At 62.7% G+C, this 20,487-nt stretch carries 22 protein-coding genes and 2 pseudogenes; 14 read left to right on the forward strand and 10 right to left on the reverse strand.

The genetic code is table 11. The features are described 5' to 3' along the window. The first annotated feature begins 79 nt into the window (after positions 1-79). The 3 genes from NKK50_RS20470 to NKK50_RS20480 are packed head-to-tail and all read left to right on the forward strand — an operon-like array spanning position 80 to position 2,957. Positions 80-1,177, forward strand: coding sequence for a peptidase C39 family protein (locus NKK50_RS20470; RefSeq protein ID WP_023692865.1), 1,098 nt, complete (start codon positions 80-82; stop codon positions 1,175-1,177). 5 nt (positions 1,178-1,182) lie between these two features. After that, positions 1,183-2,646 (forward strand): RimK family ATP-grasp domain-containing protein, encoded by a 1,464-nt coding sequence (locus tag NKK50_RS20475; RefSeq protein ID WP_023692866.1) that lies wholly within the window; start codon positions 1,183-1,185, stop codon positions 2,644-2,646. Between the two features lie 38 nt (positions 2,647-2,684). After that, positions 2,685-2,957, forward strand: a complete 273-nt coding sequence (locus NKK50_RS20480; protein WP_023670254.1) for a DUF3303 domain-containing protein — start codon at positions 2,685-2,687, stop codon at positions 2,955-2,957. A 13-nt stretch (positions 2,958-2,970) separates the two neighbouring features. Here NKK50_RS20480 and NKK50_RS20485 read toward each other — a convergent pair whose 3' ends face one another. Continuing rightward, complete coding sequence (locus tag NKK50_RS20485) at positions 2,971-3,870, reverse strand: LysR substrate-binding domain-containing protein (RefSeq protein WP_352543809.1); 900 nt, start codon at positions 3,868-3,870, stop codon at positions 2,971-2,973. Positions 3,871-3,957: 87 nt separating this feature from the next. Between NKK50_RS20485 and NKK50_RS20490 the strand changes: the two genes are divergently transcribed. Further along, entirely contained in the window at positions 3,958-4,875 is a 918-nt protein-coding gene (locus NKK50_RS20490) for a fatty acid desaturase family protein (protein ID WP_023743772.1), read from the forward strand. 12 nt (positions 4,876-4,887) lie between these two features. On the opposite strand, the gene NKK50_RS20495 is transcribed toward NKK50_RS20490, so the two are convergent. Continuing rightward, positions 4,888-6,054, reverse strand: a complete 1,167-nt coding sequence (locus NKK50_RS20495; RefSeq protein ID WP_023743773.1) for an amidohydrolase — start codon at positions 6,052-6,054, stop codon at positions 4,888-4,890. 91 nt (positions 6,055-6,145) lie between these two features. On the opposite strand from NKK50_RS20495, the gene NKK50_RS20500 reads away from it, so the two are divergent. After that, complete coding sequence (locus tag NKK50_RS20500) at positions 6,146-6,994, forward strand: AraC family transcriptional regulator (RefSeq protein ID WP_031194164.1); 849 nt, start codon at positions 6,146-6,148, stop codon at positions 6,992-6,994. On the opposite strand, the gene NKK50_RS20505 is transcribed toward NKK50_RS20500, so the two are convergent. From NKK50_RS20505 to ygfZ, 3 genes are all read right to left on the reverse strand, one after another. Then, positions 6,963-9,095, reverse strand: coding sequence for a putative bifunctional diguanylate cyclase/phosphodiesterase (locus NKK50_RS20505; protein ID WP_023743774.1), 2,133 nt, complete (start codon positions 9,093-9,095; stop codon positions 6,963-6,965). The two genes, NKK50_RS20500 and NKK50_RS20505, sit on opposite strands and share 32 nt — an antisense overlap. Positions 9,096-9,162: 67 nt before the next feature. After that, entirely contained in the window at positions 9,163-9,801 is a 639-nt protein-coding gene (locus NKK50_RS20510) for an HD domain-containing protein (protein WP_023670260.1), read from the reverse strand. Beyond that, complete coding sequence (ygfZ, locus tag NKK50_RS20515; RefSeq protein WP_023743775.1) at positions 9,801-10,661, reverse strand: CAF17-like 4Fe-4S cluster assembly/insertion protein YgfZ; 861 nt, start codon at positions 10,659-10,661, stop codon at positions 9,801-9,803. The genes NKK50_RS20510 and ygfZ overlap by 1 nt, the downstream gene beginning before the upstream one ends. 82 nt (positions 10,662-10,743) lie before the next feature. Between ygfZ and NKK50_RS20520 the strand changes: the two genes are divergently transcribed. From NKK50_RS20520 to NKK50_RS20530, 3 genes and pseudogenes are all read left to right on the forward strand, one after another. Continuing rightward, entirely contained in the window at positions 10,744-12,075 is a 1,332-nt protein-coding gene (locus tag NKK50_RS20520; RefSeq protein ID WP_023743776.1) for a dihydroorotase, read from the forward strand. 54 nt (positions 12,076-12,129) lie between these two features. Further along, on the forward strand, positions 12,130-12,357 hold the full coding sequence (locus NKK50_RS20525; RefSeq protein WP_352499557.1) for a hypothetical protein: 228 nt from the start codon (positions 12,130-12,132) through the stop codon (positions 12,355-12,357). Positions 12,358-12,419: 62 nt separating this feature from the next. After that, positions 12,420-13,147 (forward strand): annotated as a pseudogene (locus NKK50_RS20530) (nucleotidyl transferase AbiEii/AbiGii toxin family protein). A 21-nt stretch (positions 13,148-13,168) separates the two neighbouring features. Here the strand turns inward: NKK50_RS20530 and NKK50_RS20535 are convergent. The 4 genes from NKK50_RS20535 to NKK50_RS20550 all read right to left on the reverse strand — a co-directional run bounded on the left by NKK50_RS20535 (position 13,169) and on the right by NKK50_RS20550 (position 15,517). Beyond that, positions 13,169-13,972, reverse strand: a complete 804-nt coding sequence (locus tag NKK50_RS20535) for a hypothetical protein (protein WP_023743778.1) — start codon at positions 13,970-13,972, stop codon at positions 13,169-13,171. A gap of 106 nt (positions 13,973-14,078) precedes the next feature. Continuing rightward, entirely contained in the window at positions 14,079-14,336 is a 258-nt protein-coding gene (locus NKK50_RS20540; protein ID WP_023673564.1) for a hypothetical protein, read from the reverse strand. A gap of 328 nt (positions 14,337-14,664) precedes the next feature. After that, positions 14,665-15,042: a TIGR02301 family protein gene (locus NKK50_RS20545; RefSeq protein WP_023698666.1), complete on the reverse strand. Its 378-nt coding sequence runs from the start codon at positions 15,040-15,042 to the stop codon at positions 14,665-14,667. Between the two features lie 67 nt (positions 15,043-15,109). Beyond that, complete coding sequence (locus tag NKK50_RS20550) at positions 15,110-15,517, reverse strand: NUDIX hydrolase (RefSeq protein WP_031246861.1); 408 nt, start codon at positions 15,515-15,517, stop codon at positions 15,110-15,112. Positions 15,518-15,640: 123 nt separating this feature from the next. Here NKK50_RS20550 and NKK50_RS20555 point away from each other — a divergent pair. Beyond that, positions 15,641-16,400 (forward strand): annotated as a pseudogene (locus tag NKK50_RS20555) (SOS response-associated peptidase). 138 nt (positions 16,401-16,538) lie between these two features. Here NKK50_RS20555 and NKK50_RS20560 read toward each other — a convergent pair. Further along, a complete protein-coding gene (locus NKK50_RS20560; protein ID WP_023673568.1) occupies positions 16,539-16,694 on the reverse strand; it encodes a hypothetical protein in 156 nt (51 codons plus the stop codon). A gap of 390 nt (positions 16,695-17,084) precedes the next feature. Here NKK50_RS20560 and cysS point away from each other — a divergent pair, with 390 nt between their 5' ends. From cysS to NKK50_RS20585, 5 genes are all read left to right on the forward strand, one after another. Continuing rightward, positions 17,085-18,518 (forward strand): cysteine--tRNA ligase, encoded by a 1,434-nt coding sequence (gene cysS, locus NKK50_RS20565; protein WP_352543810.1) that lies wholly within the window; start codon positions 17,085-17,087, stop codon positions 18,516-18,518. A 178-nt stretch (positions 18,519-18,696) separates the two neighbouring features. Continuing rightward, complete coding sequence (locus NKK50_RS20570; protein WP_023709770.1) at positions 18,697-19,101, forward strand: endonuclease domain-containing protein; 405 nt, start codon at positions 18,697-18,699, stop codon at positions 19,099-19,101. Further along, complete coding sequence (locus NKK50_RS20575) at positions 19,098-19,484, forward strand: VOC family protein (RefSeq protein ID WP_023673572.1); 387 nt, start codon at positions 19,098-19,100, stop codon at positions 19,482-19,484. Before NKK50_RS20570 ends, NKK50_RS20575 begins: the two co-directional genes overlap by 4 nt. A 22-nt stretch (positions 19,485-19,506) precedes the next feature. Next, positions 19,507-20,013, forward strand: a complete 507-nt coding sequence (locus tag NKK50_RS20580; RefSeq protein WP_023687308.1) for a GFA family protein — start codon at positions 19,507-19,509, stop codon at positions 20,011-20,013. Then, positions 20,010-20,486, forward strand: coding sequence for a GFA family protein (locus NKK50_RS20585; protein ID WP_023687309.1), 477 nt, complete (start codon positions 20,010-20,012; stop codon positions 20,484-20,486). Before NKK50_RS20580 ends, NKK50_RS20585 begins: the two co-directional genes overlap by 4 nt. Position 20,487: the final 1 nt, after the last annotated feature.

Raw genomic sequence — 20,487 nt, forward strand, 5'->3', positions numbered from 1 at the left:
TATCGGCGTTTCGGCTGATGTTTGCGACGTTTTTGACTGCGGTCTTTTCCTCCACCCAATCGAGGTTTTCCAAACCCGCATGCCTGCCGAGATTCGCAAGGCCCGCGCGTCCGACGTCGATGACCTCGCCGCCATCGAGAAGGCGGTCTTTTCCAGTGACCGCATTTCCCGGCGCTCCTTCCGCTTGTTGATCGAACGCGAGACAGCCGAGATGCTGGTCGCCGAAAGCGATGGTCGTGTCGCCGGCTACGCCATCGTGCTGTTTCGCAAGGGCAGCGGCGTCGCCCGGCTCTATTCGCTTGCCACCAGCCCGTTTTTCAGCGGCCGCGGCATTGGCCGCATGCTGCTTGCAGCGGCCGAAGAAGCTGCCTTCGAGCACGACCGCATGATGTTGCGTCTCGAAGTGCGCGAGGACAATCTTCGCGCCATTGGCATCTATGAGCAGAGCGGCTACCGCAAGATCGGTCGCGAGCCTCACTATTACGAGGATGGCGCCACCGCGCTGCGCTACGAAAAGACCTTGCGCGGCGATATTCCGGTCGCCACCAAAGTCCCATTCTACCAGCAGACCTGCGAGTTCACCTGCGGTCCATGCTGCCTGATGATGGCGATGGCCAATTTCGATTCCGGCTTCGTGCCCGATCCGGTCATGGAAATCCGCCTATGGCGCGAGGCAACGACCGTGTTCATGATGTCCGGCCCAGGCGGCTGCGAGCCCTTCGGCCTTGCGGTTTCCGGCTACGAAAGCGGGCTTGCGGCGGAAATCTTCGTGTCCTTCTATGGCGCGCTGTTCTTGCAATCGGTGCGCAGCGACGACAAGCGCCGGGTGATGGAACTTGCCCAGGTGGACTTTCGCCGCCGCGCGGAACTTTACGGCATCCCGGTGAATTACCGTCCATTCACCATCGACGATATCCGCGGCGCCCTGGCTCAGGGAAAACTGGTGCTGGTGCTGATCAGCGGCTTCCTGATGTTCGGCAAGAAGGTGCCGCATTGGGTGCTGGCTATCGGCGACGATGGCGACCACATCCTGATCCACGATCCCTGGGTCGAGGACGAAAGACAGGAGACCATCCTCGATGCCGCCAACATTCCCGTGCCGCACGGCATCTTCATGAACATGGCGCAATTCGGCCGCGACGGACTGCGTGCTGCCATCACTCTTGGGAAACGCTGATAACAATGACCTGGGTCATCCTCACCGGCCGTCAGAACGATCTCGACCCGGCGGCGACGCCGCACAAGATCATCACCAACCGTGACTATCTTGCGCATCCGGCGCTGTTTCGCGGCCAGCAGCCGAAGGTCATCAACCTGTCGAACAATTACGCCTACCAGAGCCGCGGCTATTATGCCTCTCTGCTCGCCGGTTCGCGCGGCCACAAGGTCATCCCGACGGTCGAGACGATGATCGACCTGTCCGAGCGCAAGCTCTACGAGCACGCGCTGCCGGAACTGGAGCTGGCGCTCAACAAATGTCGCAAGGATCTCGGTGGCGTATTCCCGCAAAAAATCTGCATCTTCTTCGGCATCGGACCGTCGAAGGTCTGGGACCGCTTCGCCAAGCTGTTGTTCGACTGGTTCCGCGCTCCGGCGCTTGAGGTTCACATCAAGGACAGCGCCGAATGGGCTTCGATCCGCAAGATCGGCTTCCTGCCGCTGGCCAGGATGGCCGAGGAGGAAGAAGCCCTCTTCGTGCAGGCGCTCGAGACGTACACCAACCGCGAGTGGCGCGACACCAAGGGCCGCACGCCGGCACGCTACACCTTCGCCACGCTGGTCGATCCGCATGAGGAACTGCCGCCGTCGGAGATTTCCTCGCTGCGTTACTGGGCCAAGATCGCCGAAAAGATGGGCGTCGAAATCGAGCCGATCACCAGGAAGGACCTGGCCAAGCTCGCCAATTACGACGCGCTGTTCATCCGCGAGACCACCTCGATCTCAAACCACACCTACCGCTTCGCGCGCCGCGCCCAGCAGGAAGGCATGCCGGTGATAGACGACCCGCTGTCGATGATCCGCTGCACCAACAAAGTCTATCTCAACGAACTGATGGCCTACAACAAGGTGCCGGTGCCGCCGACGGTGATGATAGCCGGCACCTCGGACCTCGAACTGGCGGCGCAGACGCTGGGCTTTCCGCTGGTGCTGAAGATCCCGGATTCATCGTTCTCGCGCGGCGTCAAGAAATGCGGCAACTTCGAAGAACTGAAGACGCTCGCCACCGAGTGGCTGGAGGATTCCGATCTCCTGATCGCGCAGAAATTCATCCCGACCGAATATGACTGGCGCGTCGGCGTGCTCGGCGGGCAGCCGCTGTTTGCCGTGCATTATCTGATGGCGAAAAAACACTGGCAGATCGTCAACCACAAGGCCAGCGGCAAGCCCGACCAGGGCGGCATCAAGACCTTCACGCTGAAAGAGACGCCGCCGCATGTCGTCGACACCGCGGTGAAGGCGGCGCGCTGCATCGGCGACGGGCTTTACGGCGTCGATCTCAAGGAAACCAAGGATGGCGTCTTCGTCATCGAGGTCAACGACAACCCGAACCTCGACCATGGCTGGGAGGATTCCGGCGAAAAGGACGAAGTCTGGGTGCGGCTGACGCAATGGTTCCTGGAGCGGCTGGACCGTCCCGGGCGTTAGTTTGCCGTCCCGGGCGGCAATTCAACCGAGGGGGAAAAATGCAGTTCATCGTCATCGAGGATTTCACCGGCTGCGACCGCAAGGAGATCTACCGCCGTTTCGGCGAGCGCGGCAGATTGAAGCCGGACGCGCTCGTCGTGCACCACTCCTGGATCGCGGCTGATATGAGCCGCTGCTTCCTGCTGGTCGAGGCCGATGACGTCACGCTGCTGCAGCGCTGGGTCATCGAATGGTCTGACCTGGTGGAGTTCGAGATCATTCCCGTGGCGACGAACAAGGACATGGTCGCCGCACTGGCCGGCCATCTCTGAGCAGCTCGGGCCATCAGCCGAGCACCGGCGAACCCACCGACCGCCGGCATTCCTCAATCAGCCAATTGCGAAACGTCGCCACCAGGTCGCGCCTTGCACTGCGTTCCGGGATCGTCAGGCAATATGGCTGACGCAGCGCGATCGATAGGGCATTAGCCCGGACCAAACGGCCCTCTTCCAGCGCCCAGGCGCAATAAATGCCTTGCGCCAGCGCCGCGCCCAGCCCTGAAATGGCAAGGTCGAGCGCTGCCCGCGACGAGTTCGCCGACAGTCCGCGCTGCACTGCGCGGCCGGGCTCTATGCCCGCCGCCTCGAACCAGGTGCGCCAAGACGGAAACGACGCGCCGGTCGGTCCCCAGTCGGTGTGAATCAGTGGCAGGCCGGCGAGGCTGTCGGTTTTGGCGGTGAGTTCTGGCGCGCAGACGGGGTAGACGGCGTCCCTGACGATCTCCTCGCTCGGGTGTTCACGATAGTGCGGGCCGAAGGACAGCCGGATGTCGATCAGTTCGCGGTCGAACGGCACCGGATCGTCATCGCCGCGCAGGGATATGTCGACGGCGCCGTGGCTGGCGACAAAGCCGGCGAGGCGTTCGGAAAGCCAGCCCATCGCCATGGACGGCGGCACCGATACGACAAGCCGCGGGCGGAAGGCATCGCTGCCACGCGCGATGCTGCCGATCTCCCGAAAAGCCAGGGTCAGCCGGGGCAGCATCTCGACGCCGGCTTCCGTCAGCACCACGCGGCGGTTGACGCGATGGAACAGTTTTCGACCCATCTGCTCCTCGACGGTGCGAATGAGCTGGCTGACCGCAGCCGCCGAGATCGAGAGCTCATCCGCCGCTGCGGCGAAACTCCCCGAGCGCGCCGCCGCCTCGAAGGCTTGAAGTCCTCTCAGGGAAGGAAGCGCGGTCATTGGGTGATCCGATAGGTAAGGTCAGCTTATCTGTGTCGCAGAAATCCTCGTCTTTCGAAAGCTTTCTTATTCGAGTAGCTTGGCGCCATGACCGTATCGGCCCAGTTTGAACCCAGAGACCATCGCGACGTCATCGCGTTCCTGACCAATGAGCAGCGCAGCCGCCTGACCGGCAAGTCGGACGGGCCGGGTCTGGTCCAACTCGCCTTCCATCTCGGCGCGATTGTGGCTATCGGCGGGCTGATTGCGGCCAAGGTGTCGTACTGGCCGCTGTTGATGTTGCCGCAAGGCATTCTTATCGTCTTCCTGTTCACGCTGCTGCATGAGACGGTGCACAGGACGGCGTTCGAGACGCAGTGGCTCAACGATGCCGCCGCAAGGGTCTGCAGCCTGGCGATCGCGCTGCCCGCCGACTGGTTTCGCTATTTCCACTTCGCCCATCACCGTTTCACCCAGGATCCCGAGAACGATCCGGAACTCGCCTTCCCGAAACCGGAGACGATGCGGCAATACATCGTCCACGTCTCGGGCCTGCCGGTGTGGTGGGGGCATTTGCAGACACTCTACACCAACGCGATTGGAGGCTGCCACGACAGCTACGTGCCGCCGAAAGGCCTGCCCAAGGTGCGCACTGAAGCCCGCGCCATGATCGCTTTCTATGTCGTGGTCGCCGCGCTAGCCCTGTGGTTCGAGGCAAGTGTACTGCTCTATGTCTGGATCGTGCCGGCGCTGCTCGGCCAGCCCTTCCTCAGGCTCTATCTGCTGGCCGAGCATGGCCGCTGCCCGCTTGTCGCCAACATGCTGGAAAACACCCGCACCACGCTGACCAACTGGCTGGTGCGCAAAGTCGCCTGGAACATGCCGTATCACGCCGAGCACCACGCCAATCCCGGCGTGCCCTTCCATCAGCTGCCGGCCTTCCACCAGCTGATCGAGCGCCATCTCAAAGTCGTCGAACCCGGCTATGTCAGCTTCCACGAGAAATACGTCGAGACCTTGCGCTGAGGCGCTCGGCCGTCAGCGTAGCGTCTGCTCAGCGAGCGTGACGAAATAGCGGAGCACGGTGGGGACGATGGCGTCGTTGAAGACATAGCGATCGCCGTGCAGCCCTTCGCCCAGTCTGACCGCTCCTGCGCCGACCCAGGCATAGCAGCCGCCGGCTTCGCGGACCATGTAGGCAAAATCCTCGCAGCCGAGGCTCGGGTTGAATGCGGTCTCGACCTGCTCGCGGCCGACAACCGCGGTTGCCGCCTGGACGGCCCGGTCAGTGGCAGCCGACGTGTTGACCAGCGGCGGGTAGCCTTTCTTGTAGGCGAGCTTGGCGGTGAGTGCATGCGCCGAGGCAATGCCTTGCGCGATGTCGCCGATCAGCCTTTCGCAATGGTCCGACAAAGTTGGCTCGAAGAAGCGGCAGGTTCCCTGCAGCCAGACCTTGCCCGGCACGATGTTGCCGACATTGCCGCCATGGATCTGGGTGATCGAAACGACCAGCGCCATTTGCGGGTCGACCGAACGGCTGACGATGCGCTGCACGGCTTGAACGAAGGCGCCGGCCGCGAGCACGGGATCGTCGCCTAGCTGCGGCATGGCGGCATGCGCGCCGGTCCCCTCAAAGTTCAGTTCGAAAGTGTCGACGGCCGCCATCATCGACCCGGCACGGGCCGCGATCTTTCCGAGCGGCAGCCCCGGCCAGTTGTGGACGGCGTAGACGGCTTCCACGGGGAAGCGCTCGAACAGTCCGTCCTCGATCATCCGCATGGCGCCGCCTTCATTTTCTTCCGCCGGCTGGAAGATGAAACAGACGGTGCCGTCGAAGGCTCTGTTGTCGGCGAGCAGCTTGGCGGCGCCGAGCAGCATCGCGATGTGCCCGTCGTGGCCGCAGGCATGCATCACGCCGTCTTTCTTCGACGCATATGGCAATCCTGTCTTCTCCAGCACGGGCAAGGCATCGAGTTCAGCCCGAAGCCCGATGGCGCGCACGCCTGGTCGTCCTCTGAGGACGCCAACCACGCCGGTGCCGCCTTTGCCTTCATGAACCTCGTCGAGCCCGAAGGTGCGCAGCTTGTCGGCGACGAAGCGCGCGGTCTCATACTCTTGGAAACCGAGTTCGGGGTTGGCGTGGATGTGACGCCGCCATTCCACCACCTGCGGGGTGAGGGCGGCGATGGGGTCGTTGTGCAGCATTGCGCTCTCCTTGCCGGCTATCGTAAATTCGGCCTTGTCGATGCCAGCACGTAAAGGATTTGCGCCGGCAGCGTCTTGAACAGGATTGACCGTGTCTGGAATTCAACAGCCTCAGGAGACGACGCAGTTCTGGCGTCATCCGCGCTTTCGCGATCTTGGCATGCTCAAGGCGCGCTTCACGCGGCATCGCTACCAGCTGCACACGCACCCGACCTATGTCGTCGCCCTGATCACGCAAGGGTGCGAGCGGGTCCGCATCGGCAACGAGACTGTCCTCGCGCGGTCGGGCACGGTTCTGCTCGTCAATCCGGAGATATGGCATGACGGCGAGGCGGGTGCCGACCAGGGTTGGGCTTACCGCACCTTCTATCCGTCGGCCTCGCTCATGGGTGCGATCGCGGACGAACTCGGGCAGGATCGCCCGCCGTTGTTTTCGCAAGCGATCGTCGATGATGCCGATCTCGTCCAGGCAGTAGGCGTCGCGCACTTGGCTTCGACATCGGGTGATGCCACGAGCGCCGAAACATCCATGCTGATCGCCTTGCGCAAGCTCATCCTGCGCCATGGCGATTGGGGCGGCCGGCGGCGCGAGGCGGTCGAAAGCTTCGGATCGAAAAGCCGGCTCCGGGTCTATGAACAGGTCATCGAAGACCATCTGAACTCGGACCTCGATTTGCAGCGGCTCGCTGAAGCCGCAGGCGTGACGCGCTTTCAAGTTATCCGCGATTTCAGGAAAGTGCTGGGTCTCACCCCTGCTGCCTTCATCCGTGACCGCAGGCTGCGCCGTGCCGATCTGCTGATCCGGCAAGGTTCAGATCTCGCCGGTGCCGCCTTTGCGGCCGGCTTCTCCGACCAAAGCCATCTCTCGCGCACCTTCCGCGCCGCGCATGGAATGACGCCGGGGATGTTCAGGCGCGCCGGGACGCTGCCCTCGTCTTGAGAAGTCGAGCCATGTCGGCGGCCTTTGACGGCATGCCGATCAGAAAGCCCTGCACCTCGACGCAGCCAGCCTTGCGCAATATGTCGAGCTGCGCTTCGGTCTCGACGCCTTCGGCGGTGACGGTGATGCCAAGTTCGGCACCAAGCCCGATGATCGTGCGCACGATCGCCGCCGTGTCCTTGTTGTCGATATCGTGGATGAAGGAGCGGTCGATCTTGATCTTGTCGACGGGAAAACGCCTGAGATAGCCGAGCGACGAATAGCCGGTGCCGAAATCGTCGAGCGCGATGCGGATACCGAGTTCGCGCAGCTGCCTCAGCGTCTTCAGCACCGTCTCGCTCTCATCCATCAGCACGGTCTCGGTGATTTCCAGTTCGAGCCGGCTGGCCGGCACGCCGGAAACGGCCAGCGCCGAAATCACGCTGCGGGCAAAGTCGGCGCTTCTGATCTGCACTGCCGAGACATTGACGGCGATGCGCATTCCAGGCGGCCAGCCGGCGGCCACGCTGCAGGCCTGTTTCAGCGCCCATTCGCCCAGCGGAACGATCAGCCCGCTGTCTTCGGCGGCTGCGATGAAATCGTCGGGCGCCACCAGGCCGCGCGTCGGTGAATTCCACCGCATCAACGCTTCGGCGCCGACGATCTTGCCCGACGCGATGTTGGTGATCGGCTGGAACTCCAGCACGAACTCCCGCCGCTTCAGTGCCGTCTCGAGATCGGTTTCGAGCGCCAGGCGCGCCCGCACCAAGGCATCCATGCCGGGCTCGAAAAAGCGGTAAACGTTGCGGCCTTCGCTCTTGCCGCTGTAAAGCGCCATGTCGGCGTTCTTCAAAAGCGTGTCGGCGTCCTTGCCGTCACCGGGATACAGCGCGATGCCAAGGCTGATGCCGACATGCATCTCGCGGCCCTTGTCGCGAAACGGCTGGCTGACGACAGCGACGATGCGTTTTGCCAGTTGTTCCGCATCGGTGGAGCCTTTGGGATTGAACTGCAGGATGGCGAACTCGTCGCCACCGAGGCGGGCGACCATATCGGTGTCGCTGCGCAGGCTGTGCCGCAACCGCTCAGCCACGCATTTCAGCAGCCAGTCGCCGGCAGGGTGTCCCCAGGTGTCGTTGACGGCCTTGAAGCGATCGAGGTCGAGCGAGAAGATCGCCAACGGTGTATCGCCGGCCATCGCCTGGTCGAGCCGTTCGCGAAACATCGAGCGGTTGGGCAGGTCGGTCAGCGTGTCGTAATGGGCAAGGTGGCTCATGCGCTCTTCGGCGCGCCGGCGCTCGGTGATGTCTTCGAAGGTCGCCACCCAGCCGCCACCGGTAAGCGGCCGGCGCGCAACCAGCAGCGTTCGGCCATCGGCAAGGCTGCGGTCGGTCGAACGCTCCTCACCGGCCTGCAGGCTGGCTCTGGTGTTGGCGATCTCGCCGTCGATGTCCATTGACGGATAGATGCGCAGTTGCACCATCTGTTCGAGCAGGGCGCGCTGGCTCATGCCGAGCGGGAAGTCGTCAGGCGTGACCTTGTAGAGGTCGAGGAAGCGCTGGTTGCGCACGATCAGCGTGCCTTCGGCGTCGTACATCAATAGGCCTTGCGACATGTTGGCGAGCGCCGCATCGAAGCGGCGGTGCTGCTCCTTCAGTTCCTGCTCGGCCCGCCTTTGCTCCGTAATGTCCTCATAGATCGACACCCAGCCGCCTGAGGCCAGCGGCCGGTGCGTGATGGAAACGATGCGTCCGTCCGACAGTATTTCTTCGTAGGTCGAGGCTTGCGCGCGCTCGATATAGGGCTTGCGGATGGCATACAGGTCTTCGGCGCTCTGTGAGGCGACACCGATGTCGACGCTGTGCTTTAGAATGTCCAGGAACGCGATGCCGGGCCGCACGATCTTCGCGTCGAGGGAGAAGATGCTGATATAGTTGCCGTTGCAGATGATCATCCGCTCGTCGGCGTCGAACATGCACAGCCCGTGCGACATATTCTCGACGGCCGCCGAAAAGCGCTCGTTCTGGTGGCGCAGTTCGTCGGCGATCTGCCGTGGCGCGGCGACGCCTCCGGCTCCCCGTCTGCGGACGGGCGAACCACCCTTGACGTGCGCAACGGACATGAGGCGTGCCTGCTGACCGTGATCGAAACCCGGTACTGTGGTTACCGCTGGTTAATTTAGCGTATGTTCACTGCGCCGAATGCACGGCAACCGTTGCCTGGCGTTGCTTTTCAAGCGTTGCGTAGCGTTTGAGGAAGGCAGCTTGCGCCGAGGTCACCGAGTGCGGCTTAAAGTCGAAGCGGTCGGCATTGAACCCGCGCGGCCGGCCGAAGAACTCGGTTGCTTCTGCGGTCGAGAAACCGGCAAGCAGCGTCGCCTCGTAATAGGCGGCGATCTGGTCGGCGCGCTTGATCTCCTTGCGCAAGCCGACGCCGAGTTCGGGCGGCAGCGAAAAGCGCTGATGGATGGCGCGCTGGAGACGCAGCTCACACTCCTTGTAGGAGCCGCCCATTACCGATTTGAACGGCGAGATCATGTCGCCGATGACATATTCCGGCGCGTCATGCAGCAGTGCTGCCAACTGAGCGTTGGCCGAGGCGTCCGGCTGCAACTCGCTGAACAGCGCCTCGACCAGCAGGGAATGCTGGGCGACCGAAAAGGCGTGATCGCCGCGGGTCTGCCCGTTCCAGCGGGCAACGCGGGCAAGCCCGTGGGCGATGTCTGAGATTTCGATGTCGAGCGGCGAGGGATCGAGCAGGTCGAGCCGCCGCCCCGACAGCATGCGCTGCCACGCGCGCGGTGGCGCTCCGACGCGATCGGCAGCCATCAGGCGTCCTCCGCGCCGATGGCTTCCCTGGGAAAGCTGAACTTCGCCCAGGACGGGATGGCGAGCGAGACGGTGACATCACCGGCCAGTACCGGCTGGCCAGCGTCGAGCGCCGCCTTGACCCGGTCGATGCGGGCAATGGCGAGTCCGGCCGTGCCCGCGCTGGAACCGAGCGTGCCGACCGGCCGCCCCGCAACCGTCAGCTCCGTGCCGGGCGCGGGTAAGGCGCGGTCGGCCGAAACGATCAGCACGCGGCGCCTGGCGGTGCCGCGATGCTGCATGCGCGAGACCACTTCCTGGCCGACATAGCAGCCTTTCTTGAAGCCGACGCCGCCGGTCTCGTCGAGCAGCACGTCGTGAGGGAAGGCATCGCCGAGCTGATAATCGGAACCGCTTTCGGCAATGCCGTTGGCGATGCGGAGCGCCTGCCACGCAGCCGGGTCGCCACCTACGGATGCGCCGCCATAGGAGCGGCTCACAGCCACCTCGCGGAAGCGGGCATCGGCAAGTACCGTTGAATCAGACTGTGAAGCGCTTGAATCATCGCCCCACCCAACCGTCACAAGCACTTGATCCTGCCTGGCAATCTCGGCCTTGGCGCGCAGCTTGTAAAGCATCAGCCGGCGCAGGAAATCGTCTGCGATGTCGGCACGGCAATCCAGCCGGAATGCGTTCTCGCCGCTACGCGAGATCAGGAAATCGAACAGGATCTTGCCTTGCGGCGAAAGCAGCGCACCTGGCTTTGCCGCGTCGACGGCCAGCGTGTCGAGGTCGGTGGTGAGGATATTCTGCAAAAAATGCTCGGCATCCGGGCCTGACACGGAAATGAGGGCGCGGTCTTTGAACAGGGCAAAAGGCATGGGCGGCAAAGAACCTGATCTTGCAAAACAGTCGGCCTTTACGTAAGCCGACGATACTCCCCCCGCAAGAGACCGAACGCCCATGGCCACCACCTACGACCTCATCCTGACAGGCGGCACTGTGGTCAACCATGATGGCGAAGCCGCGCTCGATGTCGGCGTCAAGGGTGGTCGCATCGTCGCAATAGGCGATCTTCGCCAAGCTTCGGCCGGCGAAGCGATCGACTGTCGCGGGCTGCACGTCCTGCCAGGCGTCGTCGACAGTCAGGTGCATTTTCGCGAGCCGGGGCTGGAGCACAAGGAAGATCTCGAGAGTGGATCTCGCGCGGCTGTGCTGGGCGGGGTCACCGCCGTCTTCGAAATGCCCAACACCAATCCGCTGACCACCAGCGAGGCGGCGCTTGCCGACAAGGTGCGCCGCGCCACCAGCCGGATGCATTGCGACTTCGCCTTCTGGGTTGGCGGCACGCGCGAGAATGCCGATGATGTCGGTGAGCTCGAGCGGCTGCCGGGTGCTGCCGGGATAAAGGTGTTCATGGGCTCGTCCACCGGCGACCTGCTAGTCGAGGACGACGAGGGTGTCGCATCGATCCTGCGCAACACCCGCCGCCGCGCCGCCTTTCACTCGGAGGACGAGTTCCGGCTGCGCGAGCGCCTCGGCTTGCGCGTCGAGGGCGACCCGTCATCGCATCCCGTCTGGCGCGACGAGATCGCGGCGCTTCGCTGCACCGAGCGGCTGGTGCGCATCGCGCGAAACACCCGCGCCCGCATCCATGTGCTGCATATCTCCACCGCCGAGGAAATCATCTTCCTCCAACAGCACAAGGATGTCGCCACCTGCGAGGGGACGCCGCACCATTTGACGCTCACCGCCGACGACTATGCGCGGCTGGGCACGCTGATCCAGATGAATCCGCCGGTTCGCGCGGCCCGCCATCGCGACGGCGTCTGGCACGGCATTGCGCAAGGCATTGTCGATGTGCTCGGCTCCGACCACGCCCCCCACACGCTGGCCGAAAAGGCAAAGCCCTATCCGGCCTCACCGTCTGGCATGACCGGGGTGCAGACGCTGGTGCCGATCATGCTCGACCATGTCAATTCAGGCCGGCTGACCCTGCAGCGCTTCGTCGACCTCTCCAGCCATGGCCCACAGCGCATCTTCGGCATGGCCCGGAAAGGCCGTATCGCCGCAGGCTATGACGCCGATTTCACCATTGTCGACCTCCAGCGGCGCGAGACCATCACCAATGCGCAAGCTGGCTCCAAGGCCGGCTGGACGCCCTATGACGGCAAGGAAGTCACCGGCTGGCCGATCGGCACCATCGTGCGCGGTCGTCGCGTGATGTGGGAAGGCGAGATCGTCACGCCAGGACAGGGCAGGCCGGTGGAGTTTTCCGAGGCGCTGCCGGCTTAGCGGTTTCTTGCTGCGTTGGATTTTTTAAGCGCTATCCACTACGTTAAGGGCATTATGAACGCAGATATCGCGCCCATGATTGTCCCTGCGGAGTTTCCGGAGCTCCAGGCGCTCGCCTGGAACCGCGATGCGGCACGCCCGATTCCGGCCAAAGAGGCATTTGCGCTGTATGAGCATAATTGGCGGTTTGTCGATCAAAAGCGTCTTACTATGCGTGAGAAGATGCTTATCCAAAGTTTGGCAGACAAATTCGGTCACGGCGTGCTCTTGACCGCCGGCTGATTTCCCTCACCTGATCGTTCCTCGCAGCCGGAATATCAACAGGACACACCGCGAGCGTCATGATGGAATTCAAGAGGCCCGAGCACCAGATCATTGCCGAAGCGCTCGATTGATGGATCGCCATTTCCTGACCGCAAACCAGTGCTGGTTCGGCGGTGGCACTGCGATCGTTATGAAATTCGGGGAATATCGCCGCTCACTGGATGTGGACTTCCTGTGTGCCGACAGCGATGGCTATCGCGAATTGCGGACCTCCGCAGCCGAACGTGGCATTAGAGCATTCTTTCCTGAGCCGGTTGAGGCTGTTCGGGACTTCCAGATCGATCAATATGGCTTGCGGACGATCGTGCGGTTGAAAGGCCAAACGATCAAGTTTGAAGTCATCCGCGAAGGCCGCATAAAACTGCGAGGCCATTTCGACGACGATCTGAATGTATCCGCCCTGGTCCCGGCGGATATGTTTGCCGAGAAGTTGCTGGCGAACGCGGATCGATGTCAGGACCGTGCAATTGCATATCGCGATGCCATCGATCTTGGAGTGCTGGTTGGCATCTATAAGGAAATCCCGAGCGACGCTGTTGGCAAGGCGAAGGCGGCCTATGGCGTGGATATCGAGCGCAAGGTGGCTTGGGTGGTAAACAGGCTGCGGGACAAGGAAGAATTGCGGCATGCCGCCGAGGTGCTGCAAATGGATCCCAACGCGGCGGTCGAAGCGATTTCGGCCCTTCGAAATGAAGGTATCCGCATATGGCCTGACACAGGCCTCGAGCTTTCTAGCCCTAGCCAGTAGCCATCCCAGGGGAATCGCCGTTCAATCCCCGGCGACGAAAAATGTCCACTGCCCGGCCGGCGTGATGCCGACGCGGTAGAAGATGTAGGCGCCGAACTGCTTCATGTCGTCATAGTCGCCGGCGGTGACGATCTTGAACAGTTCGACCCGCTGCCTGGCGTTGAGCTTGTCCAGCGGCAGGGCGAAGAAATATGGCCAGACATAGAGTTCCTGCGGTGTGCCGACGTCTACATGGACATAGCCGGCATTGAGCACCTCTTCCAGGATAGCGAGGATTTCCTGACCTTCCTTGTCGCCCGATAGCCCTTTCAGGAAGGCGATCGGGTCGCCCTCGATTTCGCCCAGCGACAATTGGGTCATGGTGTCGCCCTTGCCGATCAGCGGCCGCAGCTTCTCGATGTCGCCGCTTACGCAGGACTCGACCATCAGATCGCGCATGCGCCTGACGGGCTCGGGCAATTTGGAAAGGTCATAGACGACTTCGGGCACCGGCGCTTCTGGATCGGCACGCGGGTTGGCCACGCCGCCATCGTTGGCGGGGGCTTCCGGTTGGCTTTGTTCGGGCTCCGTGGGCGATTTCGGCTGGCTGGCGGCCGGTGGCGCCGTGCCGGGCAGATCGGGCATTGGCACTGAATTTTCAGACGGCGCCGTCTCACCATTGGCTGGTGGCCCGGCAGGAGCTGGAAGCTCCTCGCGCTTGATCTCGCTCAACGCGTAGGCAGGGTTGCTGGTCAGGACAAACGCCAGCGGACCCGCGGCGCAGGAAGCGGCAAGCCAGATGCTGAGGGCCACGCCGCGAGGCCGGCCTGACATCGAAAAATTCACCGCTTGCCTCTCCTTGGGCCTAGGCTCTTCAGGCATGATGCCCAAACGACTCGCCGTCGTCAAAGAACCGGTAAGCTGGCAGTGCACCCTCTGAGACGCGCGACGCCTAGTGCCGAAACCGCTCCGGCTCGAAGGCGCCGGCGATCACCTTTTCACGCATGCGATCGAGCAGGGCAAGGGCCGAGGTTTCGCCATTGGCTCGCAGCATCTCGCCGAACGCGGTTTCAAGCGCTGCCTCGGCGATGATTTCAGGTTCTATGCCGGCCGACAGACCTTCCGCCCAGGCCTCGCTATGGCTTTCCACCGCGGTCAGGCGCTTTTCTTCCCTGACCAGCGCGTCGATGTCGTTGACGCCATGTTCCATTTGCGATGTCCACCTTTTCAAGCGGCGGTCCGACGGGTCGGATCCGGCTTGGGCTGCCCCTATCTCACGCAGGCTAAGTAAGTATCTGTAAATACGACATTTTTTTGATCGTCTTTACAAACTTCGTCGCCTGCGTTCGGTCCGATTCAAACTTAGCCGATTAGACCGGTGAGCGGGATGAAAACCTTCAGTTTGAGTTAATTCCGCATTCGCGCGCTAACGTTTCGTTAATACTGTTGCGCAAGTGCAACACCAAGATTGCATCAACGTGCCGTGGATACAAGGCGGGTGCTCGAAAAGGCGTTAGCTAAACGCCGTCTGGCGCTCGTCAGTTGCCGTAACGCGAGGCGATGTCGCGCGACAGCGTCTCGCCTTCCTTCATGTAGCGGCTGATGGCTTCGGTCGCTGACGGCGTGCATTGGGTATAGGTGCCGCCGAAGGAACGGTAACCGCGGTTGAAGCTGGCGATGAAGCGGGCACGCCGCTCCGGATCGGGATTTTCCGAATCGATCAGCTTTTCCATCTCGGTGCGCCACTGGTCGCCCTTTTCGCCGCACAGATTGCGCAGGAAATGCAGCGACCCCAGCACCTCGGCCAGTCGCATCAGCCCGGGCTCGAACGGCGACTCGGCGGCCAGCGCCGGCTGCACGGCAAAAGCCGTGGCGGTGGCGATGCATGCGGCAAGGAACAGCGAGGCGCGGGTCATAAGTCTATCTGACGAAACATTTTGTCGCCTGCAAGGCGATTCTCGGAGCGGCAGATATGGGCCTGCTTCAGGCCAAAAGCTCTTCAGCCACCTCCATGACGTCACCCGCGAGCGGCAGCGTCGCCATTTCATCAAGACTATAGAAGACGGCGGTCTCGGCATCGTCGCTGGCCGTCGCTTCGCCGCCGGCATAAACGGCGCCGAACACGGTCAGCAGATAGTCGACCGGGTGATTCTCGCCGCTGCCGTCGATGTGGATGTCGCGAAGCGGACGATAGTCCTGCGCCCGCAGCCCGGTTTCCTCCAGCAATTCTCGCACTGCTGCTTCTTGCAGCGTCTCGCCGGGCTCGACCTTGCCGCCGGGAAAGGCATAAAGCCCCTGCGACGGCGGCCGCGCCCGTTTGACCAGCAGCACCGTCCTGCCGCGCACGACGGCGACCGAGACTGCGGGAAGTGTCTTGCGCTGTTCGTTCATCGATATCGATTCGCTTATGTGAGGCCCACCCTGTGGACCGGCTGGCAGCGAGCAGCTTTAGCGGTTGCGCAGCGCCGGTTCCATCGCCACGTTCGCGATCGGATCAATTCATCGAGCTTGCCAATGTGCGGACGCTTTGCCCTGACCGCGACGCCCGACCAGACCGCCGCCTTGCTCGGCCTGGCGGAGCTGGACGATTTTCCGGCCCGCTACAACATCGCGCCGACGCAGCCGGTGCTGATGGCGCTGTCGGGACCGCCGCGCATGCCGGGCTCGAATTTCCCGGATCGCCAGGCGATGCTGGTGCGCTGGGGGCTGATCCCCACCTGGGTCAAGGACACCAGGGAATTTCCGTTGCTCATCAACGCGCGTTCGGAAGGCGCTATTGAAAAAGCCTCGTTCAAAGCCGCCATGCGCCATCGCCGTGCCTTGGTGCCGGCCTCCGGCTTCTATGAGTGGCAGCAATCCGGCAGCGGCAAGAAGGGCCAGCCCTACTGGATACGGCCGAGGCATGGCGGGTTGATCGCCTTTGCCGGGCTGATCGAAACCTATGCCGAGCCGGGCGGTTCGGAAATGGACACCGGCGCTATTCTTACCGTCAACGCCAATGCCGGCATCGCCCATATCCATGACCGGATGCCGGTGGTGATCGCGCCTGAAGATTTTGCCCGGCTGGCTGGACTGCCGCACGCTCGAACCGCGCGATGTGGCCGACCTGCTCAAGCCCGCGCTGCCCGATTTCTTCGAGGCAATTCCGGTCTCCGACCTCGTCAACAAGGTCGCCAACATCGGGCCGGAGATACAGGACATGGGCATCGTCGAGCCCGGCAAGGTCAGGCGCCAGAAGCCCGGCGCGGACGACAGTCAGATGACGCTGTTTTAGAGCGCGCTCCCAAGAAGCCAGGTCCGGTCTTCGGGAAGAACCTGCTCAATAGGAAGAGCTGTTGTTTTCAGGCGCGCTATGGGCGCCTCAGCCTTCCGTTCCGGCGCACGCCTTGTCGGCGGCCGGCACGATGCCTGTTCAGGCAGCGCGGGGCGAAGTGATTTTCGGCGCCGGCTTTTTATTCTTCGCGGTATGGAGAAGGGCGGCGACGATCGCGGCCGGGCCGATCGCACGGTAGTGGTTGGCGAGCGCCGGTTGCTTGGCGCGGCTCGATTCCTGCTTGGTTCGTGACATCGATCTCTTCCCTGGTAACATTTCCGTGTCTGCGTTTGCCGGCCGAATCTGACCGAATCGTGACCTATGGTGGACTAGCCGGCGAATGTTTCATGACTGTGCCGACATGTTTAATAAAATGTTTCAGCGGCTCCTGACCTATGATCCAGCGACGCTTTTGCCGGAAGTTGCGACTTGACGGCAACACCGGCCAAGGCGATAAAGCCGCCGATGAAAACGTTTTTCGCCATTTGTGGCATTTGCATTATTGGCTAGCTTCGCGCTGGTCCGGACGTTTTCGCCTCATCTTTCCCCAGAGTGGACAAACGCCCCGGCCAGCAGGCTGGAGCCCGATTTGTGCCTTGGCACAGGTAGGCTCCATCCAGAACTTAACGGACCGGAAGGGCACGCATGTCTGACGCATCGAAGGGTCTCAGCCTCTACAACACGCTAACGCGGACGAAGGACGTGTTCGTCCCGATCGACCCGTCGAATGTGCGCATGTATGTCTGCGGTCCGACCGTCTACGACTTTGCCCATATCGGCAATGCGCGTCCGGCGATCGTCTTCGACGTGCTGTTCCGTTTGCTGCGTCACCTCTACGGCGAGGCTGGTGTCACGTATGTGCGCAACATCACAGATGTCGACGACAAGATTAACGCCCGCGCGCTGCGCGATTTCGGCGCCGAGATCGCGTCGGGAAACCTGACGCTCAACGAGGCGATCCGCCGCGTCACCGAAAAGACCGCCGACCAGTACCACAAGGATGTCGCCGCACTCGGTTGCTTGCCGCCTACGGTCGAGCCGCGCGCCACCGAGTTCGTTGCGCGCCGCGCCGACGGCAAGGTTGACATGATCACCCTCATCGAACGTTTGATCGAACGCGGCCACGCCTATGTCGCCGCCGGCGAAGTGCTGTTCGACACCGCCTCGATGCCGGATTATGGCGAGCTGTCGAAGCGCAATCTCGACGAACAGCAGGCCGGTGCGCGAATTGCCGTCGACGCTCACAAGAAGAACCCGGGCGATTTCGTGCTGTGGAAATTGTCGTCACCGGAAGAGCCCGGCTGGGACAGCCCGTGGGGCAGGGGCCGTCCGGGCTGGCACATCGAATGCTCGGCCATGTCGGCCGCCTATCTCGGCGATGTCTTCGACATTCATGGCGGCGGCCTCGATTTGATCTTCCCGCACCATGAGAACGAGATCGCCCAGTCGCGTTGCGCCCAAGGCACCGACGTCATGGCCAATGTCTGGATGCACAACGGCTTCCTGCAGGTCGAGGGCCAGAAAATGTCGAAGAGCGTCGGCAATTTCTACGCGATCGCCGAACTGCTGGAGACCGAAACTTTCGGCGGCCGCAAATGGCCGGGCGAGGTGCTGCGTCTGGCGATGCTGATGACGCATTACCGCGAGCCGATCGATTTCTCCGTGCGCAAGCTGGAGGAAGCCGAGAACACGCTGCGCAAATGGAAACGCGCGGCTGACCTGGCGCCGTCGGCAGGGCAAGTCCCGGCGGAGATTGTGGCGGCGCTGTCGGACGACCTCGCCACCTATGCCGCCTTCCAGCAGCTCACGCAGCTTGCCGGTGAGGCCGCGGAGGGCAACGAAGCGGCCGCATCGCTGAAGGCATCGCTGTTGTTCCTCGGCTTCGATATCGGCGCGGCCGCCGTGGATGAGGACAGCGTTGCCAAGTCGATCGCGCAGCGCCTGGAGTTCATCGCCGCCAAAAACTGGGCCGAAGCTGACCGCATCCGCGACGAGCTTCTGGAGCAAGGCGTGCAGCTGAAGGACGGCAAGGATCCTGTCACCAACGAACGCGTGACGACGTGGGAGGTGAAGCGGTGAGGGTGGCGCTAGGCACCCACCTCTGTCCTGCCGGACATCTCCCCCTCAAGGGGGGAGATTGGACGGCGCGTCGGCTTTCGCCAATCGCCGACGTTCAAGGGTTGGAGCCGTCATTGAAACTGCTGATCTCCCCCCCTGAGGGGGAGATGTCCGGTAGGACAGAGGGGGGTGCCTCGCGATGAACCATTATCGCGTATCTCCCATCAATCGCGGCAACGCGCGCAAGATGCGCAAAGCCATGACAGAGGCAGAACTAAAAATCTGGAATGAGATACGCGCCCACCGGCTCATGGGACTGGCCTTCCGGCGCCAGATGCCGATCGCCGGTTACATCGTCGATTTCGCCTGCCCTATCAAAAAGCTGATCGTCGAGTTGGACGGTTCTCAGCACGCTCAGGCCGAAGCATCAGCATCTGACGCCGCGCGAACCGCCAAGCTGGAAGCGCTGGGCTGGACCATCCTGCGCTTCTGGAAGGACGACGTCATCCGCGATATCGACAATGCCTGCCAGCACATCGTCATCGGGGCCGGCTTGGCCGGCGCCGACGTGCCGGCGCCAGCAAGGGAGGAGCTTGTTTCATGATCGACCATCTCGGCATCAATGTCGCCGACTTCGACGCGTCGAAAGCCTTTTATGACCAGGCGATAGCGCCGCTTGGCGCCTCGCTGATCTACATGGTGCCACTGGAATATACCGGCGGCGCCAAGGTCGGTGGCTATGGCCGCGACCGGCCGGTGTTCTGGCTGCAGGCCAGCGATGACAAGCCGAGGACCCATCAGCACGTCGCCTTCACCGCGCGCAGCCGCGCCGAGGTCGACGCCTTCCATGCCGCGGCGCTCGCCGCCGGCGGCAAGGACAATGGCGGGCCGGGGCTGCGCCCGCATTATCACCCGGACTATTACGGCGCCTTCGTCTTGGATCCCGACGGCAACAATGTCGAGGCCGTCTGCCATGCGCCCGAATGACTATGAAACGGAGGGAGACGCCATGAGCCTCGACAACCGGCCGATCTACACCGGTGGCTGCCAGTGCGGCGCGGTGCGCTTTCGCGTCGAGGGTGCGCTGGGTGACGCCTCGATCTGCCATTGCCGCATGTGCCAGAAGGCGTTCGGCTCATTTTACGCGCCCCTGGTCTCGGTGCGTGGCGCCAAACTCGACTGGACGCGCGGCGAACCGAAATATTTCGCCTCGTCCAGCCATGTCGATCGCGGCTTTTGCGCCAATTGCGGCACGCCGCTGACCTTTACCGCGCCCGACGGCATCGGCCTCGCCATCGGCGCCTTCGACAATCCGGCTGATATCGTGCCGCTGATCCAGTGGGGCACGGAGGCAAAACTTCCCTATGTCGATACCATCCCGCAATTGCCGGGCGAGGACACTATGGCCGACATGTCGTCGGCGCCTTATCTCGCCGAGCTCGTCTCCTACCAGCATCCCGACCATGACACCGAACAATGGGACACCGAACACCGGCCGCCAGAGGGAAAATCATGACTGATGAAGTTCGAACCGGCGGCTGCCAGTGCGGTGCCGTGCGTTTCCGCATCAAGGGCAAGCTCGGCCGGGCGTCCATCTGCCATTGCCGCATGTGCCAGAAACAGTTCGGTTCGTTTTTCGGCGCGCTGGTGACAGTGCCCAAGGATGGCGTCGAATGGATGCGCGAAGAGCCCACCTATTTCCAGTCGTCGGTCAACATCGATCGCGGCTTCTGTGCCCGCTGCGGTACACCGCTGACCTATCGCCAACCTGGCGCACTGGAGATCGCCATCGGCGCCTTCGACGACCGCTCCGATCTGGCGCCGCAGATCCAGGTCAACTACGCGGTCCGATTGCCTTGGGTGGAAACGATCTTTGACCAGCCCATGCATCAGGATCCGGATTTCTACTCCCGCCAGGAGCAGATCATCTCCTTCCAGCATCCCGACCACGAAACCACGGACTGGCCCGCGCACGGCCTGAAGATATGAG

It is taken from the genome of Mesorhizobium sp. M0001, from assembly GCF_040324255.1.
In the GTDB taxonomy this organism is placed as follows: Bacteria; Pseudomonadota; Alphaproteobacteria; order Rhizobiales; family Rhizobiaceae; genus Mesorhizobium.

Bases quoted from the DNA above. Each gene is read 5' to 3' on its own strand.
- ygfZ (WP_023743775.1), bottom strand. From the start codon at position 10,661: ATGCCTTTTGCCCTGTTCAAAGACCGCGCCCTCATTTCCGTGTCAGGC.
- NKK50_RS20580 (WP_023687308.1), top strand. From the start codon at position 19,507: ATGAGCCTCGACAACCGGCCGATCTACACCGGTGGCTGCCAGTGCGGC.
- NKK50_RS20485 (WP_352543809.1), bottom strand. From the start codon at position 3,870: ATGACCGCGCTTCCTTCCCTGAGAGGACTTCAAGCCTTCGAGGCGGCG.
- NKK50_RS20570 (WP_023709770.1), top strand. From the start codon at position 18,697: ATGAACCATTATCGCGTATCTCCCATCAATCGCGGCAACGCGCGCAAG.
- NKK50_RS20575 (WP_023673572.1), top strand. From the start codon at position 19,098: ATGATCGACCATCTCGGCATCAATGTCGCCGACTTCGACGCGTCGAAA.
- NKK50_RS20520 (WP_023743776.1), top strand. From the start codon at position 10,744: ATGGCCACCACCTACGACCTCATCCTGACAGGCGGCACTGTGGTCAAC.
- NKK50_RS20585 (WP_023687309.1), top strand. From the start codon at position 20,010: ATGACTGATGAAGTTCGAACCGGCGGCTGCCAGTGCGGTGCCGTGCGT.
- NKK50_RS20560 (WP_023673568.1), bottom strand. From the start codon at position 16,694: ATGTCACGAACCAAGCAGGAATCGAGCCGCGCCAAGCAACCGGCGCTC.
- NKK50_RS20490 (WP_023743772.1), top strand. From the start codon at position 3,958: ATGACCGTATCGGCCCAGTTTGAACCCAGAGACCATCGCGACGTCATC.
- NKK50_RS20545 (WP_023698666.1), bottom strand. From the start codon at position 15,042: ATGACCCGCGCCTCGCTGTTCCTTGCCGCATGCATCGCCACCGCCACG.
- NKK50_RS20505 (WP_023743774.1), bottom strand. From the start codon at position 9,095: ATGTCCGTTGCGCACGTCAAGGGTGGTTCGCCCGTCCGCAGACGGGGA.
- NKK50_RS20495 (WP_023743773.1), bottom strand. From the start codon at position 6,054: ATGCTGCACAACGACCCCATCGCCGCCCTCACCCCGCAGGTGGTGGAA.
- NKK50_RS20470 (WP_023692865.1), top strand. From the start codon at position 80: ATGCCTGCCGAGATTCGCAAGGCCCGCGCGTCCGACGTCGATGACCTC.
- NKK50_RS20510 (WP_023670260.1), bottom strand. From the start codon at position 9,801: ATGGCTGCCGATCGCGTCGGAGCGCCACCGCGCGCGTGGCAGCGCATG.
- NKK50_RS20540 (WP_023673564.1), bottom strand. From the start codon at position 14,336: ATGGAACATGGCGTCAACGACATCGACGCGCTGGTCAGGGAAGAAAAG.
- NKK50_RS20525 (WP_352499557.1), top strand. From the start codon at position 12,130: ATGAACGCAGATATCGCGCCCATGATTGTCCCTGCGGAGTTTCCGGAG.
- NKK50_RS20550 (WP_031246861.1), bottom strand. From the start codon at position 15,517: ATGAACGAACAGCGCAAGACACTTCCCGCAGTCTCGGTCGCCGTCGTG.
- NKK50_RS20475 (WP_023692866.1), top strand. From the start codon at position 1,183: ATGACCTGGGTCATCCTCACCGGCCGTCAGAACGATCTCGACCCGGCG.
- cysS (WP_352543810.1), top strand. From the start codon at position 17,085: ATGTCTGACGCATCGAAGGGTCTCAGCCTCTACAACACGCTAACGCGG.
- NKK50_RS20480 (WP_023670254.1), top strand. From the start codon at position 2,685: ATGCAGTTCATCGTCATCGAGGATTTCACCGGCTGCGACCGCAAGGAG.